The 16966-nt window shown below is 73.2% G+C and carries 15 protein-coding genes; 7 read left to right on the top strand and 8 right to left on the bottom strand.

The genetic code is table 11. From position 1 onward, the window contains the following. Positions 1-49: 49 nt before the first annotated feature. Positions 50-394, bottom strand: coding sequence for a winged helix-turn-helix transcriptional regulator (locus tag ACIBH1_RS12680; RefSeq protein ID WP_397313941.1), 345 nt, complete (start codon positions 392-394; stop codon positions 50-52). A 115-nt stretch (positions 395-509) separates the two neighbouring features. Here ACIBH1_RS12680 and ACIBH1_RS12675 point away from each other — a divergent pair, with 115 nt between their 5' ends. Then, positions 510-1397 carry an NAD(P)-dependent oxidoreductase gene (locus tag ACIBH1_RS12675; RefSeq protein ID WP_397313822.1) on the top strand — a complete coding sequence of 296 codons (888 nt, stop codon included), beginning with the start codon at positions 510-512 and terminating at the stop codon, positions 1395-1397. 5 nt (positions 1398-1402) lie between these two features. Here ACIBH1_RS12675 and ACIBH1_RS12670 read toward each other — a convergent pair whose 3' ends face one another. Further along, positions 1403-2368 (bottom strand): hypothetical protein, encoded by a 966-nt coding sequence (locus ACIBH1_RS12670; protein ID WP_397313821.1) that lies wholly within the window; start codon positions 2366-2368, stop codon positions 1403-1405. A gap of 93 nt (positions 2369-2461) precedes the next feature. Here ACIBH1_RS12670 and ACIBH1_RS12665 point away from each other — a divergent pair, with 93 nt between their 5' ends. Both ACIBH1_RS12665 and ACIBH1_RS12660 read left to right on the top strand, forming a co-directional pair. Next, positions 2462-4486: a hydantoinase/oxoprolinase family protein gene (locus tag ACIBH1_RS12665; RefSeq protein ID WP_397313820.1), complete on the top strand. Its 2025-nt coding sequence runs from the start codon at positions 2462-2464 to the stop codon at positions 4484-4486. Next, positions 4483-6057, top strand: a complete 1575-nt coding sequence (locus tag ACIBH1_RS12660) for a hydantoinase B/oxoprolinase family protein (RefSeq protein WP_397313819.1) — start codon at positions 4483-4485, stop codon at positions 6055-6057. Before ACIBH1_RS12665 ends, ACIBH1_RS12660 begins: the two co-directional genes overlap by 4 nt. Before the next feature lie 9 nt (positions 6058-6066). Here the strand turns inward: ACIBH1_RS12660 and ACIBH1_RS12655 are convergent, their stop codons facing one another. From ACIBH1_RS12655 to ACIBH1_RS12635, 5 genes are all read right to left on the bottom strand, one after another. Continuing rightward, on the bottom strand, positions 6067-7641 hold the full coding sequence (locus ACIBH1_RS12655; protein ID WP_397313818.1) for a helix-turn-helix domain-containing protein: 1575 nt from the start codon (positions 7639-7641) through the stop codon (positions 6067-6069). Continuing rightward, a complete protein-coding gene (locus ACIBH1_RS12650) occupies positions 7638-8828 on the bottom strand; it encodes a DUF917 domain-containing protein (RefSeq protein WP_397313817.1) in 1191 nt (396 codons plus the stop codon). Before ACIBH1_RS12650 ends, ACIBH1_RS12655 begins: the two co-directional genes overlap by 4 nt. Next, positions 8825-9961, bottom strand: coding sequence for a hypothetical protein (locus tag ACIBH1_RS12645; protein WP_397313816.1), 1137 nt, complete (start codon positions 9959-9961; stop codon positions 8825-8827). The genes ACIBH1_RS12650 and ACIBH1_RS12645 overlap by 4 nt, the downstream gene beginning before the upstream one ends. Next, entirely contained in the window at positions 9958-11283 is a 1326-nt protein-coding gene (locus ACIBH1_RS12640) for an MFS transporter (protein WP_397313815.1), read from the bottom strand. Before ACIBH1_RS12640 ends, ACIBH1_RS12645 begins: the two co-directional genes overlap by 4 nt. Positions 11284-11409: 126 nt before the next feature. Continuing rightward, positions 11410-11808 (bottom strand): nuclear transport factor 2 family protein, encoded by a 399-nt coding sequence (locus ACIBH1_RS12635; protein ID WP_397313814.1) that lies wholly within the window; start codon positions 11806-11808, stop codon positions 11410-11412. Between the two features lie 91 nt (positions 11809-11899). Between ACIBH1_RS12635 and purB the strand changes: the two genes are divergently transcribed. The 4 genes from purB (at position 11900) to ACIBH1_RS12615 (ending at position 16202) form a co-directional block, all read left to right on the top strand. Continuing rightward, a complete protein-coding gene (gene purB / locus ACIBH1_RS12630) occupies positions 11900-13330 on the top strand; it encodes an adenylosuccinate lyase (RefSeq protein WP_397313813.1) in 1431 nt (476 codons plus the stop codon). Between the two features lie 28 nt (positions 13331-13358). Beyond that, complete coding sequence (locus ACIBH1_RS12625; RefSeq protein WP_397313812.1) at positions 13359-14102, top strand: GNAT family N-acetyltransferase; 744 nt, start codon at positions 13359-13361, stop codon at positions 14100-14102. 190 nt (positions 14103-14292) lie between these two features. Then, positions 14293-15309, top strand: coding sequence for a DUF4037 domain-containing protein (locus tag ACIBH1_RS12620; protein WP_397313811.1), 1017 nt, complete (start codon positions 14293-14295; stop codon positions 15307-15309). A 53-nt stretch (positions 15310-15362) separates the two neighbouring features. Continuing rightward, entirely contained in the window at positions 15363-16202 is an 840-nt protein-coding gene (locus ACIBH1_RS12615; protein WP_397313810.1) for an alpha/beta fold hydrolase, read from the top strand. On the opposite strand, the gene ACIBH1_RS12610 is transcribed toward ACIBH1_RS12615, so the two are convergent. Next, positions 16156-16932 (bottom strand): MerR family transcriptional regulator, encoded by a 777-nt coding sequence (locus tag ACIBH1_RS12610; protein WP_397313809.1) that lies wholly within the window; start codon positions 16930-16932, stop codon positions 16156-16158. The genes ACIBH1_RS12615 and ACIBH1_RS12610 overlap by 47 nt on opposite strands. Positions 16933-16966: the final 34 nt, after the last annotated feature.

Raw genomic sequence — 16966 nt, 5'->3', positions numbered from 1 at the left:
AGACGCCCGGTGTCCCCGTTCGCGGGGGTGCCGGGCGTTTCTCGTGAGTTCATCCGGCTTGGTCCCATGGGATGTTTTCGATGTGGTCGAGGTGCTGCTCGCCCCACTCTCCGAGGGGTGCCATCGCGGTGTTCAGGGAGTGTCCGAAGTCGGTGAGGGAGTACTCCACCTTTGGCGGGACCTGGTGGTAGACCTCGCGATGCAGCAGCCCGGTGGTCTCCATCTCGCGCAGCTGCAGGATCAGTACTCGTTCGCTGATGCCGGGCACCGCGCGCCGCAGTTCGCCGAAGCGCAGGGGGCCGTCCTGGAGTGCGAAGAGGATGAGCCCTTTCCACTTGCCTCCCATGACGGCGATGGCGGCGTCGAGGCCGCAGGTGAATGTCCGTTTCACCAGCTCATGCTTACATTCATGTCAGTACCTGGCAAGAATGTCGGTACTTGAGGTAATGCGGGTGCTCCGGCCAGCATGGATGAGACCGCTTTGGTGTCTCTGTGACTGGAGTTCGCACATGATCGCAAGGAATGTGACGCCGGTGAGCGTCATCGGGCTGGGTTCGATGGGTTCGGCGCTGGCCGAGTCGTTCGTCAGGGCCGGGCATCCGACCCATGTCTGGAACAGGACGGCTGCCAAGGCCGCGCCGCTCGTCGCCATGGGTGCCAGGCATGTGGAGGCCGTCGAGGATGCGGTGACGGCGGCTCCGCTGGTCGTCACCTGCCTGACCACGTTCGAGGACACCCGGTTGGCGTTGAGCCCGGCCGGTGCGTCGTTGCGTGGGCGGGCTCTGGTCACGCTCAACAGCGGTTCCCCGGCCGGTGCCCGTGAGATGGCCGTTTGGGCCCTTGGCCAGGGCGCGCGGTTCCTGGCCGGGGCGGTCAAGAACGTGCCCTCGGCCGTGGGAGCGGCCGACACCCTGTTGTACTACAGCGGCGACAGGGCGGTCTTCGAGGAGTTCGAGGCTGTGCTGCGGGTGCTGGGGGGTGACACCGTCCACCTTGGCGACGAGGCCGACCTCGCCGCCTTGTACGAGATGGCGGTGGGCGCCATGTTGCTGCCGGCGCTCGTCGGCTTCTTCCAGGGCGCCGCCGCCGTACAGGCGCGTGGGCGGGAGGTGGACACGATGGTGCGTTTCGCAGGCAAGTGGCTGGACATGATCAAGTCCCTGTTGCCGATCTACGCCAAGGAGATCGACAGCGGTGACTACGGCGACGCCGCCTCCTCGGTGAACCTTTTCCTGGCGGGGGAATCCCACGATGAGGATCTGGCCAAGGAGACGAACGTCGACACGGCGTGGCTGGCCCCGCTGCACGGCCTGGTGAGGCGGGCGGCTGAGGCGGGCTATGGCGATCAGAGCATTTCGGCCCTCACCGAGGTGCTCAGAAACCCGGTGAGACCCTAGAGGGCTTAGAAGGGCCGGGCGTAGGGCCGGACGTTGACCTGGTCGTGGATGGCGCGCAGCCAGGGTTGCTGGAGTTGGGGCAGGCGGGCGAGGGTGGCGAGGAAGACGTCCCGGTCCGGCTGGAAGGTGAAGTAGGGCAGCCGTGCGCGGGTGTAGCCGCCGTCGTCGGGCAGGGTGCCGGCGATCGGGGCTGGGATGCGGTCGTGGGGGTGGGCGAGGTAGGTCCAGACCTCCGCGGCGAGCGGGGCGACCGGGGTGGTGTCGCCGGGGCTCCAGAGGTGGCCGGTCTGCGGATGGCGCGGGACGATCGCGATGGTGGCGGGGGTGCCGGGGGCGGCGGGCAGGCCTGGTCCGGCCAGGGCGAGCGTCCTGGGTGGGGTGGTGGCGGGTGGCTTGTGCGGGAGCAGGGCGTCGAGGGGGATGCGCAGGGTGTCGGAGAGCAGGCCGTGGGGCAGGGTGAGCGCGGCGCCGTCCGACAGGGCCAGGATGTGGGCGAGGGTTTCGGCGATGGCGGCGGCCCACATCGGGTTCCATGCGCCGGAGGGGTGGACTGGTGGGGTGCCGGGGGCCAGGTCGTCCCAGGCGATGATGGGGAGTTCTGGGCCTGGGACGGTGCGGACGGCGGGTGGGTGGAGCCAGGTGCTCTGCCATCGGCCGCAGTCGTCGATGCGGACCGCGACCGGGGTGCCGCATCGGAGGCAGGCGAGGTTGGGGCCGTGGCCTTCGTCGGTCCCGCAGCACATGCCGAAGCATCTGTCCGGTATCAGGACGGTGTCGCGGATGTCGCCCGGGGCGATGACGATGGCTCCGGGGGCGTGCCTGTGGTGGGGGTCGACGGCGTAGGTGCCGGGTTCCATGAGGACGCCCATCAGGTCGTGTCCCCAGCGTTGGTGGGCGTGGACGGGCAGGGTGACGCGGGACAGGGGCGCGGTCAGGAGGATGTCGCAGGCGGCGCAGGCGAAGGCCGTCACGTGACCCATTGTCGGGCATGTCGCCCACTCCGGGGTCGGGGGTTGTGCAGTTGGCACTGCCGTCCACCGGGGTGCGCGCCATAGCGTGGCTGCATGACTTTTCGCGTCGCCATGGACATCGGCGGCACCTTCACCGATGTGGTCCGCTACGACGAGCGTTCCGGGCAGGTGGTGGCGTCGAAGGCGCCGAGTACGCCCGGCGACCTGGCCGAGGGCGTGTTCGCGGCGCTGGACAGGGTGGGGGCCGATCCGGCTGACATCTCCTTCTTCGTGCACGGCACCACGCAGGGTCTCAACGCGCTGCTGGAGCGCAAGGGCGCGAAGGTGTTGCTGCTGACGAGTGAGGGCGCCGCCGACGTCTACCAGATCGCGCGTGGTAACCGTACGCGCATGTTCGACCTGCGCTATCGCAAGCCGGTGCCGCTGGTGCCGCGTGAGCGGGTGATGGAGGCCGGCGGGCGGCTGGACTGGCGGGGCCGGGAGCTGGCGCCGCTGGATGAGAAGGCGGTGCGGCGGGCGGCGCGGCGGGCGCTGGAGGAGGGCTTCGACGCGGTGGCGGTGTGCCTGCTGTTCTCCTACGCCGATCCGGTGCACGAGGTGCGGGCGGGCGAGATCCTGCGCGAGGAGCTGGGCGATCGGGTGCTGGTGGTGCTGTCGCACGAGGCGGCGCGCGAGTGGCGCGAGTACGAGCGCACCTCCAGCGCGGTGCTGGAGGCGTACACGGGTCCGGTGGTGCGGCGGTATCTGGCGGGGATCGGGGCGCGTTTCGCCGAGCGGGGGCTCGGGGTGCCGGTGCATGTGATGCAGTCGTCGGGCGGGCTGGTCAACGCCGCTCATGCGATGGCGCGGCCGTTGCAGACGCTGCTGTCGGGGCCGGTGGGCGGCACGATGGGCGGGGTGGCGGTGGCGCGGCTGCTGGGGGGCCGGCGTAACGCGATCTGCGTGGACATGGGCGGCACGTCGTTCGATGTGTCGCTGGTGGTCGACGGCCGGCCGGATATCGCGACGGAGGCGTCGATCGAGGGGTTCCCGGTGCTGATGCCGATCGTGAACCTGCACACGATCGGCGCCGGCGGCGGGTCGCTGGCCTATGCGGAGGCGGGGGCGTTGCGGGTGGGCCCGGAGTCGGCGGGCGCGGTGCCGGGGCCCGCGTGTTACGGGCGCGGGGGGATGCGGCCGACGGTGACGGACGCGAACGTGGTGCTGGGCCGGGTGGATCCCGAGTGGTTCGCGGGCGGGCTGATGAGCTTGGACGTGGGGGCGGCGTCGGCCGCGGTGTCGGGGCTGGCGGGCGAGCTGGGCATGGAGCCGGTACGGCTGGCGGAGGGCATCTGTCAGGTGGCCAACGCGAAGATGGCGCAGGCGATCCGGACGATCACGGTGGAGCATGGGATCGAGCCGCGGGCGTTCTCGCTGGTGGCGTTCGGCGGGGCGGGGGCGATGCACGCGGCGTTCATCGCGCGGGAGCTGGGCATCGGTGAGGTGGTGGTGCCGCGGTTCCCCGGCGCGTTCTCGGCGTGGGGGATGCTGGAGGCCGATGTGCGGCGGGATCTGACCGAGCCGCATTTCCGCCAGCAGGACGATCTGGACGGTCCGGCGATGGCGGGGGCGCTGGCGCGGCTGGAGGCGTCGGCGTTGCGTGAGCTGGCAGGTCAGGGGGTGGCCGGGGAGCGGCGCCGGGTGGAGCACGCGGTCGACATGCGCTACGAGGGTCAGGATTACACGCTGACCATCCCGCTGCGGTCGGCCGAGGAGCCGGCCTCGCCGGGGTTCCTGGAGCGGATCGCGGCCCGCTACGCCGAGGCGCACACCGCGCGTTACGGGCATGCGACGCCGGAGGCGGCGGTGGAGTTCGTGTTGCTGCGCTCGACGGGACTGGGGTCCTTCCCCCGGGCGCAGGCCGCGCCGCCGGTGGCGCTGGAGCACGCGGCGGCGGTGCGGACGGTGGTGTTCGACGGGGTCGAGCACCAGACGCCGGTGGTGCGGCGGGCGGCGCTGAGCGGGGAACTGGCGGGTCCGGCGGTCGTGGTGGAGGAGACGGCCACGACGGTGGTGCCGCCGGGGTGCCTGGTGTCGGTCGACGAGTTCGGCTTTCTCATCATCAAGGTGGCATCATGATCGACCCGGTCACGACGGAGATCATCCGTTGCGCGTTGCTGCAGGCGGCGCAGGACATGAACACGACGCTGATCCGCTCGTCGTACACGCCGGTGATCTACGAGGCCAAGGACTGCGCGGTGGCGTTGCTGGATCGCGAGCACAACGTGCTCGGCCAGTCGTCGGGGTTGCCGATCTTCCTGGGCAACCTGGAGGTGTGCACGCGCGAGACCGAGCGGCTGTACGGCAGGCAGGTGTGGTCGCCGGGCGATGTGTGGGTGCTGAACGACTCCTACATCGGCGGCACCCACCTCAACGACGTGACCGTCTACGGCCCGATCTTCGTGGAGGGTGAGCTGGTGGGGTTCGCGGCGTCGCGGGCGCACTGGCTCGACATGGGGTCGAAGGATCCCGGCGGGTCCATGGACTCCACGTCGATCTTCCAGGAGGGGCTGCGGCTGGGCCCGGTGAAGATCTACGCCGGTGGTGAGCCGTGCCGTGACCTGCACGAGGTGATCGCCCGCAACGTGCGTTTCCCGCACGCGACGCTGGGTGACATGCGGGCGCAGGTGGCGTGCGCGATGACCGGGCAGCGGCGGCTGGCCGAGATCGTGTCGCGGTGGGGGGTGGAGACGGTGATGGCCGCCCGCGACGAGATCTTCGCGCAGACCGAGCGGCTGGAGCGCGAGGCGATCGCCGCGATCCCCGACGGGGTGTACCGGGCGGGCGGCTTCCTCGACAACGACGGCATCGACCTGGAGGCGCCGCTGCCGGTGAACGTGACGGTCACGGTGGCGGGCGACGGCGTCGCGGTGGATCTGACCGACTGCGCCGACCAGGCGACGGGTCCGGTGAACTGCGGCGCCGCCCAGGCGGTGGCGGCGGTGCGGGTCGCCTACAAGCTGCTGGTGTCGGGCGAGGTGCCGTTGAACGGCGGCTCGTTCCGTCCCCTGACGGTGCGGACGCGGCCCGGTTCGATGCTGGCGGCGCGCTCGCCGGCGGCCTGCCAGTACTACTACTCGCATCTGGGGTTGCTGATCGACCTGGTGGTCAAGGCGCTGGCGCCGGTGCTGCCGGGCAAGGCGGCGGCCGCTTCGTACGGCGATTCGATGATCGTGCAGTTCGCCGGCACCGATCCGCGCACCGGCAAGCTGTACGTCTCGCAGGAGGCGACCGTCGGCGGGTGGGGCGCCTGGGAGGGCGGCGACGGCGAGAGCGCGTTGATCAACAACGTGAACGGCGACCTGCGGGACATGCCGATCGAGGTGCTGGAGACGTTGTTCCCGGTGCGGGTGCGCCGGTATGAGATGCGGCCGGGCAGCGGCGGCTCCGGTCGGTGGCGGGGCGGCGACGGGGTGGTGCGTGAGTACGAGTTCCTGGGGCCGACGTCGTTGTCGTTGTGGTTCGAGCGGTCGGTGACGCCGGCGTGGGGGCTGTCCGGCGGGGGCGCGGGCGTGCCGCCGTCGGTGTGCCTGAACCCGGGGACGGCGGGCGAGCGGCGCATGCTGAAGGTCAACGCGCTGCCGGTGAAGGCGGGCGACGTGCTGCGGTGCGAGTCCGGCGGTGGCGGCGGGTACGGCACGGCGGGCTGATCCCGGCGCTCACGTGCTGGTGTGCAGGTGGACGGCCAGGTGCAGGGCCAGGCGGGTGGCCGGGTCGTCCAGGTCGTAGCCCGCGGCGCGGACACGTTCCAGGCGGGTGGTGACGGTGTTGCGGTGCACGCCGAGCTTGTCGGCGGCGCGCAGCGGTCCGCCCTCGCCCAGCACCGCGGCCAGGGTGCGCAGCAGCGTGCCGTCGCGGTCGGCCTGCAGGAGCGGGGCGAGCACCACGTGGGCGGGCGGGCCGAGGACGGCGGCGGGCAGGGCGGCCAGCAGTTCCGCCGGGCCCATGCGGTCGGCGCGGGCGACCGCGCCAGGGGCTGCGACGAGGGCGGCTGCGTGCGCGCCGAGCAGCGCCTGGGCCAGGGTGCGCAGGCCGGGGGCGGGTGCGGCGAGGCCCGCCGAGGCGGGGTGCGGGAGCGTGGCGAGCGCGCGGGCGAGGTCGGCGGCCAGCCGGTCGGGCGGCTGCGGCGACCATCCGGCCCATCCGCCGTCGCGTCGCAGCACCGGGACGGGTCCGAGGGCGTGGGTGAGGGCGGCCCGGGCGGTGGCGTCGTCGACGGCGTGCGGGGCGTGGGCGGTGAGGAGGAAGGCGGTCAGGGGGCCGTGCACGCTCCAGCCGAGCGCGGCGGCCTCGGCCGTGGCGTCGGCGGCTTTGGTCCTGGCGTCGGGGAGCCGCTCCCCTGTCGTGGCGGGTTCTGCTTGCGTCCGGGGGTCTTCCTCGTGCGCGTCGGCGAGCAGGCGTTCGGCCAGGGCCTGCTGCCAGGCGAAGGAACGTTCGGCGCGCAGCCGCTCGGTGGCCGCCCACGCCGTCAGCGGTGCGACGGCCAGGCCGAGGACGGCGGCGACCACCGGCGCCCACACCGGCGATCGAGGCGCGCCGGTGGCCACCAGCCGCCCCAGCACGCTGCCGTCGGGGCCGGGCACGAGCAGCTCGGCCAGCATCTTGCCGCTCGTGTTGTGCGGCGTGGCATCCGGTACGGCGGCGCGTCTGCCCGCCAGTACGGTGCCGTGAACGTCCACCAGCGCCACCGCCGTACCGGGCAGCTCGGCGTTGAGCACCCCCAGCACGCTGCGCGCCGACGCCCCCGCCTCGGCCAGGCGGGTGGCGCAGCGGGCGAGCAGCTGGGTGCGCGCCGCCTGCGGGCTGGCCGCGGCCGAGGCGACGCGGACGGCGGTCACCAGCGGGTCCTCCTCGACGAACACCAGCGTCACCCCGAGGCGTTCGGCCAGCAGTTCGCCCGACCCGGCCCCGGCGGCGCCGGCGGGGGCGATGACGCAGGCGGCGGCCTGCTCCCAGGCGCGGCGCATGGCCATCTCCACCGCCCACCCGCCGCGCGCCGCCGAACCGGTGAGCACGACGGCGGTGTGCGGGCCGACGGAGGCCATCACCGACAGCTCGTCGACGATGCGCACCTGGTGGACGGGGCTGTCGCCGTCGCCGAACATGCGGGCTCCGGTCAACGGGCCGGCGTCGACGAGTTCGGCGACGGTGACCGGCGTCTCCCACCCGGCCGCGCGTACGGCTGAGCGCCCGGCTGGGTCTCCGGATGGGCGTCCGGGTGCCCGCGGCTTCACAGGGTGATCCCGAAGGCGGGCAGGCCGCCGAGGGCGCGCCCCTGCTCGGTGTGCCACATCGGGGCGGCTCTCACGACGAGGACCTCCACTTCCATGCCGGGTTCGGCCCGGTCGACGTCGATCACCTGGCCGTCGGCGAGCGAGACCAGGCAGATCTGGTCGGGCGCGGTGGCGGCCAGGGCCCCGTCGGCCAGGGCGAGGACGAATTCGTTGTGCGCTTCGAGGCGGATCTGGCGTTGCAGGCCGTCGCTTTCGCGGACGACGACGCTGGAGGGCAGGGAGGGCAGGCCGGTGGCGGGGGCGTCGAGGGTGTGGTGGTAGACGCCGTCGACGGCGGTGATGACGCCCACGGCCAGACGGCTCACCCCGTACGGCGCCGCCAGGGACCGGTCGGCGCGACGGGTGAGATGGGCGCGGTCGGTGTGGCCGGGGCGGTCGGTGTGGCCGGGGCGGTCGGTGTGGTCGGAGCCGCCAGGCGTGTCGGGTTTGCCGGCGTGCAGGAGGCGGCTGACGGTGCCGGGGACGATGGCGCGGGCCAGGTCGTCGGCGCGCATCGGGTAGCAGGCCGCGACCGCCCAGCCGCCCATCGACAGCACCACCGGTCGCAGGGTGGCCTCGACGCGGCCGGTTTCGAGCAGGACGAGGTCTCCGGCGGCGCCGGCCAGGGCCAGGGGTGCCGGGCTGAGGCCGGCCAGGGTGTAGGTGGTCTGTTCGACGAGGGGGAAGACGCGGCCCGTGCCGTCGCCGTCGACGAGCGGCAGGCCGAGCTGGGCGGCGGCGATGAGGGGCAGGATGGCGTTCTCGGCGGCGAGGTTGAGCGCGGCGATGGCGGCGGCGGGGGTGCCGGTGCGGCGTTCGAGGGCGTGGATGGCGCGGGCGGGTTCGTCGCCGGTGGGCAGTTGCTCGGCCAGGGCGGTGGTGGAGCCGACGAGGGTGACCACGACGCACAGGGCGTCGGGTGGCAGGTCGGCGGGGGTGATGAGGGGGACGCCGGTGGCCAGGATGTCGTGGGCCCAGTCGCGCACGAGGGCGAAGGCCGACTCGGCGGCGCCGGTGGCCAGGAGACCGGCTCCGGTGGCGTAGGCGGGCAGGTTGGCGCGGTCGATGCGGGCGGGCGCGGCCGGCTCTGCGTCGCCGTACGAGCCGGTCGGGCCGGTCGGGCCGGTCGGGCCAGTGGGGTCGGTCATGGGGTGGCTCCCTCGGCGCGCACTCGCAGCCGGAACAGGCCGTCGGGCAGGTACGACAGCGGGTTGACGGCGACCGACGAGACGCGGGCCGAGCCGGGGACGGCGCCGGCGGACAGGACGCGGGTCAGGGCTTCGTCTTGGGCGTCGCCGACGGCGCGGTCGAGCTCGGCGGTGCCGCGGGCGCGCACGATGCGTTCGACTCCGGCCATGGGGACGGCGAGCGTGGCTCCGTAGGCGGCGCACTGGGCGGGGGTGAGCGTCGTACGGCTGGCGTCGCCGGGTGTCGTACGGCCGGCGCCGGGTGTGGTGGGGGCGGTGCGGTGGTCGAGGGCTTGCTGGGCGTGGCTGAGGCTGGTGGTGGCGCCTTCGGCGCAGGTGAGGGGGTAGCGGCGGAAGTAGTGGGCCGAGACCAGGCCGTCGCCGGTGCGGGCGAGGTAGAGCGGCAGGCCGTGGAGCAGGCGGGTGACGTGGTCGGCCAGCCGGGAGGCGGCGGGGCACAGGGCGGCGTTGGCGATGGCCCACTGTTCGCGCTCGCGCAGGCCCGCTCTGCCGTACTCGTAGGACAGGGTGATGCGGGCGCCGGGCACCTCGTCGGCGATGGCGGCGGCGGCCTGGAGTTCGTGGTCGGCCAGGACGGGCGAGCCGGTGGCGGTGACGGCGAAGTCGCGCAGGCCGCAGGTGAGCGCGAAGTGGCGCAGGGCGGGCAGGTCGAGCGGGGCGAGGGGGCGTCCGGTCAGGTCGTGGCCGCCTCGGACGATGGTGGCGACGCTGCCGGTGGCGGTGGTGTGGCCGATGCCGAGGCGGGGGGCCAGGGCGGGCGGGCAGGGGCCGCCGATGCGGACGGCGGCGACGGGCGCCCCGTGGCCGGGTGGCAGGTCGACGGCCAGGCAGACGGCTTTGAGTCCGGGGGCTCGGGCGAGGGTGTCGCGCAGGGCGGCTTCGAGCGCCGGGGCGGACAGCTGGTCGAGCGGCGACGGGTCTGCCGGCGAGGTGGAAGCGGGGGTGGCCGATCCCGGAGGGGAGCCGGGATCGGCCCGGAGGGGGCTCAGGTGGGGGCTCAGGTGGATCGGTAGGCCGTCGCGGACTACGGCGAGCGCGGTGGCTCGCCGTAGCGTCGCGAGGCCGCCGATCATGTCAGCTCGCGTCCTTCGGTTTCCGGCAGCGGCAGCGCCAGCAGGGCGGTGAGCAGCATGAACGCGTTGATGATGAGCATCGTGGGGGTGAAGCCGGTGGCGCCGGCGAGCAGGGCGCCGACGGCGGAGGGGGCGATGGTGGTGGCGACGAGCTGGGCGGCGGTGGCCCAGGAGTAGCCGGTGCCGCGCAGTGCCGTCGGGTAGAACTCGCCGTTCCAGGTGTTCCACACGCCCCAGGCGCCCAGGGAGAAGAACGACAGCACGAAGTTTCCGGCGTACAGCTGCCAGGTGGAGCCGGCGGTGGCGAACCACAGCCCGCCGGCGACGGCGGCGACGACGTACAGGAGGAAGATCTTCTTGCGGCCGTAGCGGGCGGTCAGCAGGGAGGCGCTGATGTAGCCGGGGATCATCATGAGGGCTGACAGGGCGGCGAAGCCGAGCGAGGCCGACATGGTCAGGCCGCGGTCCATGAGGAGGGTGGGCAGCCAGGTCTGCAGGCCCCAGTAGCCCCAGTTGAAGGCGAAGTTCAGCACCAGCATCACGATGGTGATCTTGGCGAGGCCGCCGCGGAACAGGCCGAGGGGGTTGCCGAGCTGGCGGGTGTCGACGGTGTAGGTGGTGCCGGGGCCGGTGTCGGGGCTGCCGAGGCGGGCCAGGACGGCGCGGGCTTCGTCCTGGCGTCCGCGGGCGGCCAGCCAGTACGGCGATTCGGGCACCCAGGCGCGGATGGCGAAGGCCCACAGGCCCGCGGCGGCGCTGGCGATGACGACGACGTGCCAGCCCAGGTCGCCGAGGGCGACGGAGGCGCCGATGGCGGCGAGCATGCCGATGGGCCAGCCGATGGACAGGTAGACGGCCGCCTTGCCGCGCTGCTTGGTGGGCAGCAGTTCCAGGAAGTAGGGGAAGGTGATGGTGTAGACGCCGGCCAGGGCCAGGCCGGAGGCGACGCGCAGGGTGAGCAGGACGCCCAGGTTCGGCGCGAACGCGGAGGCCAGGGCGATGACGCCGTAGGCGATCAGCGACCAGAAGCAGGTGGGGCGGCGGCCGATGCGGTCGGCGACCGGCCCCCAGATGAGCACGCCGGGGATCATGCCGAACGCCACCGCCGACAGCACCAGGCCGATGCCGCCTTCGTCGATGCCGAAGGCGGGGCCGAGGTCGGCCGAGACGTAGATGAGGGCCAGCTGTTCCCACGATTCGATGACGAAGGCGATGAACAGGGCCGCGGCCGCCAGCACGTGCCGGCGGGTGAACGGCATGCGGTCGAAGGCCGCGCCGATGGGCAGCGTGCGGGTGCTGGTGTCGGATCCGGTGGCGGTCATGGCGCTCCTAGCGAGGGGTATGCCGCGAACCATAGGACCGCCCCCTTGCCGCCTGGCTGTGCATCGCGCCCTGCGGTGGCGCGGCGGGCTGTGCGCCACGCCCTGCGCTGCCAGTATATGCGCAGGTCAGATGGTGTTCTCGTGGACGTGGGCGATGAGCCAGCGGCCCTGGTCGCGGCGCAGGACCGTCGTGGTGCGCACCAGTTCCGGCTCGCCGTGCGCGAAGTCGACGCGCAGGACGTAGGCGGCGACGGCGGTGTCGCCCCACTCCTGGATGACCGGTTCGCCCGGGGTGACACCGATCTCGGCAGGGTCAGAGGCGGGGTCAGAGGCGGGGTCAGAGGCGGGGCCGGATGCGGGGCGGGCGTCGCGGACCGCTTCCAGCTGGGCGCGGCTGGTGATCAGCTCGGGCGAGGCGGAGTCGAAGATGGTGCACTCGGGGTGCAGCAGGGCGTCGACCCCGGCGCGGTCGCCGCGAGCGTAGGCGTCGTACATGGCGGTGATGACCGGCCAGACCTGTGACATGGCGCCCACCGTACCCGCCCCGCCCTAGGTCGGCGCCGGGCCGGTACCCGGAGCCGATCTGGGGGCGGGCGGGGCGGTAGGCTGGGGCAACGTGACTGCCAAGCCGCGTATCCCCAATGTGCTCGCCGCTCGTTACGCCTCCGCCGAGCTGGCCCGTATCTGGTCTCCCGAGGCGAAGGTCGTCGCCGAGCGCCGGTTGTGGCTGGCGGTGCTGTCGGCGCAGTCGGAGCTGGGCGTGGCCGTGCCGGACGGGGTCGTGGCCGACTACGACAAGGTGGTCGAGCAGGTCGACCTGGCCTCGATCGCCGAGCGGGAGCGGGTGACGCGTCACGATGTGAAGGCGCGCATCGAGGAGTTCAACGCGCTGGCCGGTCACGAGCACGTCCACAAGGGCATGACCTCGCGTGACCTGACCGAGAACGTGGAGCAGTTGCAGATCCGCGACAGCCTGCTGCTGGTGCGTGACCGGGTGGTGGCGTTGCTGGCGCGCCTGGCCGAGCTGGGTGTCCGCTATGAGGACACGGTGATGGCGGGGCGGTCGCACAACGTCGCCGCGCAGGCCACCACGCTGGGCAAGCGGTTCGCCACCGCCGCCGACGAGCTGCTGGCCGCCTACGGCAGGCTGGCGCAGCTGCTGGAGCGTTACCCGCTGCGCGGGGTGAAGGGCCCGGTCGGCACGTCGCAGGACATGCTCGACCTGCTGGGCGGCGACCGCGGCAAGCTGGCCGAGCTGGAGCGGCGGGTGGCGGCGCATCTGGGGTTCGCCGACGCCTTCGACAGTGTCGGCCAGGTGTATCCGCGTTCGCTCGACTACGACGTGGTCTCGGCGCTGGTGCAGCTGGCTGCGGCGCCGAGCTCGCTGGCCAGGACGATCCGGCTGATGGCCGGCCACGAGCTGGTCACCGAGGGGTTCGCCGAGGGGCAGGTCGGCAGCTCGGCGATGCCGCACAAGATGAACACGCGTTCGTGCGAGCGGGTCAACGGGTTGATGGTGATCCTGCGCGGCTACGCCTCCATGACGGCCGAGCTGTCCGGCGATCAGTGGAACGAGGGCGACGTGTCGTGCAGCGTGGTGCGGCGCGTGGCGTTGCCGGACGCGTTCTTCGCCTTCGACGGCCTGGTCGAGACGATGCTGACGGTGCTGGAGGAGTTCGGGGCCTTCCCCGCCGTCATCGACGCGGAGCTGGAGCGGTATCTGCCGTTCCTGGGGACGACGAAGATGCTGATGGCGGCCGTGCGGGCGGGCGTGGGCCGCGAGCAGGCGCACGAGCTGATCAAGGAGCACGCGGTGGCGGCGGCGCTGGCGATGCGCGGCGAGGGGGCGGCCAACACGCTGCTGGCGCGGCTGGGCGGCGACGAGCGTTTCCCGCTGGACGAGGCGCAGCTGCGGGGGCTGCTGGCCGACAAGGCGTCGTTCACGGGTGCGGCGGCCGACCAGGTACGGGCGGTGGCGGCGCGGGTGGAGCGGCTGGTGGCCGGCTTCCCGCAGGCGGCCGCCTACCGGCCGGGCGCGATCCTGTGAGGCGCGACCTGCCGGAGGCGGGTGTTCGATGCGGGAGCTGACCTCGGCCGGCCAGGTGCGGGCGGCGTGCGGTGACGACGACCTGATGGTGTGGCTGGCCCAGGACCTCGGCGCGCCTTCGAGCGGGGTGCGGGCGTGGAGTGTGGGGCGGGCGCTGGTGGTGGCCGCGCCCGACGTCGCGCGCCGTGACCGGCTCGGCCTGTACGGCCCTGCCGCTGACGTGTGCCCGCTGGTCGAGCACGCCCTGGCGGTGGGCGGCTCCCAGTATCGCCCGCTGGGCGAGGCCGAGCTCGTCGCCGACGTGGTGCGCAAACTCGACGCGCTGGACGGCCCTGCCGGTTTCTCCTGGATGTCACTCGCGCGGCCCGCGGCGCCCGTCTCCGGCGAGGGGGTGGGGTGGTTGCCCGCCTCGGCCGACGAGGAGGTGGCCGCGTTGCTGGCCGTTCACGCGCCCGACTCCTACGCCGTGCCCGGCGGATCCGGGGTGCGGCGCTGGGCCGGCATCCGCGAGCAGGGGCGCCTGGTGGCGGTCGCGGCCGACGCGTGGAGCGCGCCGTCGGTCGGGCTGCTGGCGGGGGTGGCCACCGACACCTCGGTCCGTGGTCGCGGGCTGGCCGGACGCCTGTGCGGCTGGGTCGCGGCGCGGCTGGCCGAGGAGTACGGCAGGGCGGCGCTGATGGTCGACGACGGCAACGCCGCGGCGCTGCGGGTGTACGAGCGGATCGGTTTCGTGCGCCGCCGGGTGGGCGCCGCCTGGGTGCCCGGCACCTGACGGGCACCCTACCGGCGGCAGGTGCCCGCTTGACGTGCCTTGACGCGCGCCGGCGGGCGAGTTGACCTCCATGGCCCGCCCTTGGCGGACGCCGGAAGGCCTCGTGGTGGACGGCGCCGCGAAAAACCTGGTGAAGCCGGGCATGCCCGCGAGGCACAGTGAGGCGGTGATGAACCGTTTCGTTCCTGGCATGGATCTGTCCCGCGACTTCTACACGCAGGTCGTCGCCCCCTTGGCCGAGCCGTACCCGCACAGCGCCGCCCTGATCGGGCCGGGCTCGGAGGTGCTGGCCTTCGACACCCCGCGCTCGGTCGACCACGACTGGGGGCCGAGGGTGCTGGTGTTCGTCGAGCCCGGCGCGGTGGAGCAGGTGCGCGAGCAGATCGTCACCCGCCTGCCCGAACGTTTCGGCGGCTTTCCCACCACCTTCGCCTACCACGAGCAGCGCGGGCCGGGCGTGCAGGTGGCGGAGCTGGGGCCGTGGTTGCGTGAGCGGCTCGGGTTCGACCCGCGTGAGGGCATGGGGCTGGTCGACTGGCTGTCGGCGACGTGGCAGAGCCTGGCGGAGGTGACGCTCGGCGAGGTCTTCCACGACGGGCTGGGGGAGCTGGAGGCGGTACGGCATCGGCTGCGCTGGTATCCCGGCGATGTGTGGCGGTACGTGCTGGCCTGCCAGTGGCGGCGCATCGCCCAGGAAGAGCCCTTCCCCGGCCGGTGCGGCGAGGTGGGCGACGAGGCGGGCTCGGCGGTGGTGGGGGCGCGGCTGGCTCGCGAGGTGATGCGGCTGGCGCTGCTGATGCGGCGCCGCTACCCGCCCTACGCCAAATGGCTGGGCAGCGCGCTGGCGCGGGTGCCCGGCTCGGCGGAACTGGCCGAGGCCCTGGGCGCCGCGCTGGCGGCCCGGTCGTGGCGGGAGCGGGAGGCGGGCCTGTGCGCCGCCTACGAACGCCTGGCGGGACTGCACAACCGGATCAAGCTGACCGAGCCGCTGGAGGTGGCGGTGCGGCCCTTCCACGACCGGCCGTTCCGGGTGATCGGCGGTGACCGGTTCGCTGAGGCGCTGATGGCGCAGGTGTCCGACCCGGTGATCGCCGCGTTGCCGCCGGTGGGGTGCGCCGACCAGTTGTCGGATTCGGTGGATCTGCTGACGCGGCCCTCCCTGGCCAGGCCGCTCACGGCGGCGGCGCTGGGCCTGCACGCCGCCTGAAAAACCCTCACGCACGTCCCGCGCCGGCGCCGGGCAGGGCCTAGCGTGGCGGCATGAAGAAGATCGACGGCCTGGCGGTGGAGGAACACGGCGACGGGCCCGCCGTGGTGCTGGTCCATGCGGGGATCGCCGACCGGCGCATGTGGCACCACCAGGTCGCCCACCTGGCCCCCACCCACCGGGTGATCACCTACGACTGGCGCGGGCACGGCGACTCCGACGACCCGCCAGGCCCCGTCACCCACCATCTCGACCTGCTGGCGGTCATGGACGCGCTCGGCGTGCAGCGGGCGGCGCTGGTGGGCTGTTCGATGGGCGGCTCCTACGCGGTGGAGGCGGCGCTGGCGCAGCCGCACCGGGTGCGCGGCCTGGCCCTGATCAGCTCCGGACTGTCGGGCCACACCTGGCCGCCCGAGATGATCGCCCAGGTGCGCGAGCGGGTGCACGCCGTCGTCCCCGCCGAACGGCTGGCCGCCTACCGCGAACGCCGTGCCGTACCCCGGCCCGCCGACGTGGCCGCCTACGCTCGCGCGCACACCGCCTGGCAGGTGGCCGGCCCCGACCGTGACCCGGCCGAGCTCGACCCGCAGGTGTGGGAGCTGGCCGTCGACATGCTGACCCGGCTGCTGACCCGCCAGTGGTCGGCGCCCGCCCCCGTCGAGCACGACCTGGCCGCAGAGGCTCGCCTGGGCGAGGTCACCGCGCCCACGCTGGTGATCAACGGGCTGGACGACGTGCCCGCCATCCAGGAGGTCTCGGCGGTGCTGGCGCGCGGCATCGCGGGGGCGCGCCGCGTCGACCTGCCCGGCACCGGCCACCTGCCGCCGCTGCAGCGCCCCGCCGAGGTCAACGCCGCGCTGAGCGCCTGGCTGCGTTCGCTGCGTTGGCCGTGATCGCCTGGCTGAGGTAGACGGCCAGGCCCGGCGCCGCCGCGTCGATGGAGGCGGTGAAGCGCGGATCGTCCACGTACAGTTGCGCCAGGCAGGCGTGGATGTCGTGCGAGCAGTCGTAGAACCAGCGGCTGATGTGGCCGCGGTGCCGTTCGGCCAGGGCGAGCACGCGTTCGTCGTCGGCGGGCAGCCCGGCCTTCATCGCCGCCACCAGGTCGTCGTTGAGGGTCGCGGCCTCGGCTTTGAGCTGCAGCCAGTCGGCCTTGGTGTAGGAGGCGACGCGGCGGCGTGACTGCTCGAACTCCTTGCTGCCGCCCCAGCGCCGCTCCACCTCGGCGTCGTGGTCTTCGGGGCGGAAGGTGCCGAACACCTCGAATCGTTCCTCCGGGGTGAGCCTGATGTGCCGGGTACATGCCTGCATGGCCAGCTCGACGGCGGCGACCAGGTCCTGGACGCGGTCGCGGCGCCGCAGGAGCAGTTCGTGCTGGCGGCGCAGGTGGGTCAGCTCGTCGGCGCCGGGGTCGTCGAGGATGACGGCGATCTCCTCCAGCCCGAAGTCGAGCTCGCGGTAGAAGAGGATCTGCTGGAGCCGTACCAGGTCGTCGTCGGTGTAGCGGCGGTAGCCGGCGCTGGTGCGCATCGTCGGCGACAGCAGGCCGATCTCGTCGTAGTGGTGCAGGGTACGCACCGTGATCCCGGCCAGGCGCGAGACCTGTCCCACGGAGAAGCTCATGCCTTCCAGGATGAACCCTCACGCGACGTCAGAC

Origin of the sequence: Nonomuraea sp. NPDC050663 (assembly GCF_044456985.1) — a bacterium.
GTDB lineage: Bacteria > Actinomycetota > Actinomycetes > Streptosporangiales > Streptosporangiaceae > Nonomuraea.
The sequence above is the reverse complement of the archived record's forward strand: the minus strand, read 5'-3'. Positions and strand labels throughout refer to the sequence as shown.

Coding starts and splice junctions, on each gene's coding strand:
- ACIBH1_RS12675 (WP_397313822.1), top strand. CDS start 510: ATGATCGCAAGGAATGTGACGCCGGTGAGCGTCATCGGGCTGGGTTCG.
- ACIBH1_RS12665 (WP_397313820.1), top strand. CDS start 2,462: ATGACTTTTCGCGTCGCCATGGACATCGGCGGCACCTTCACCGATGTG.
- ACIBH1_RS12660 (WP_397313819.1), top strand. CDS start 4,483: ATGATCGACCCGGTCACGACGGAGATCATCCGTTGCGCGTTGCTGCAG.
- ACIBH1_RS12650 (WP_397313817.1), bottom strand. CDS start 8,828: ATGACCGACCCCACTGGCCCGACCGGCCCGACCGGCCCGACCGGCTCG.
- ACIBH1_RS12645 (WP_397313816.1), bottom strand. CDS start 9,961: ATGATCGGCGGCCTCGCGACGCTACGGCGAGCCACCGCGCTCGCCGTA.
- ACIBH1_RS12640 (WP_397313815.1), bottom strand. CDS start 11,283: ATGACCGCCACCGGATCCGACACCAGCACCCGCACGCTGCCCATCGGC.
- ACIBH1_RS12635 (WP_397313814.1), bottom strand. CDS start 11,808: ATGTCACAGGTCTGGCCGGTCATCACCGCCATGTACGACGCCTACGCT.
- ACIBH1_RS12625 (WP_397313812.1), top strand. CDS start 13,359: ATGCGGGAGCTGACCTCGGCCGGCCAGGTGCGGGCGGCGTGCGGTGAC.
- ACIBH1_RS12620 (WP_397313811.1), top strand. CDS start 14,293: ATGGATCTGTCCCGCGACTTCTACACGCAGGTCGTCGCCCCCTTGGCC.
- ACIBH1_RS12615 (WP_397313810.1), top strand. CDS start 15,363: ATGAAGAAGATCGACGGCCTGGCGGTGGAGGAACACGGCGACGGGCCC.
- ACIBH1_RS12610 (WP_397313809.1), bottom strand. CDS start 16,932: ATGAGCTTCTCCGTGGGACAGGTCTCGCGCCTGGCCGGGATCACGGTG.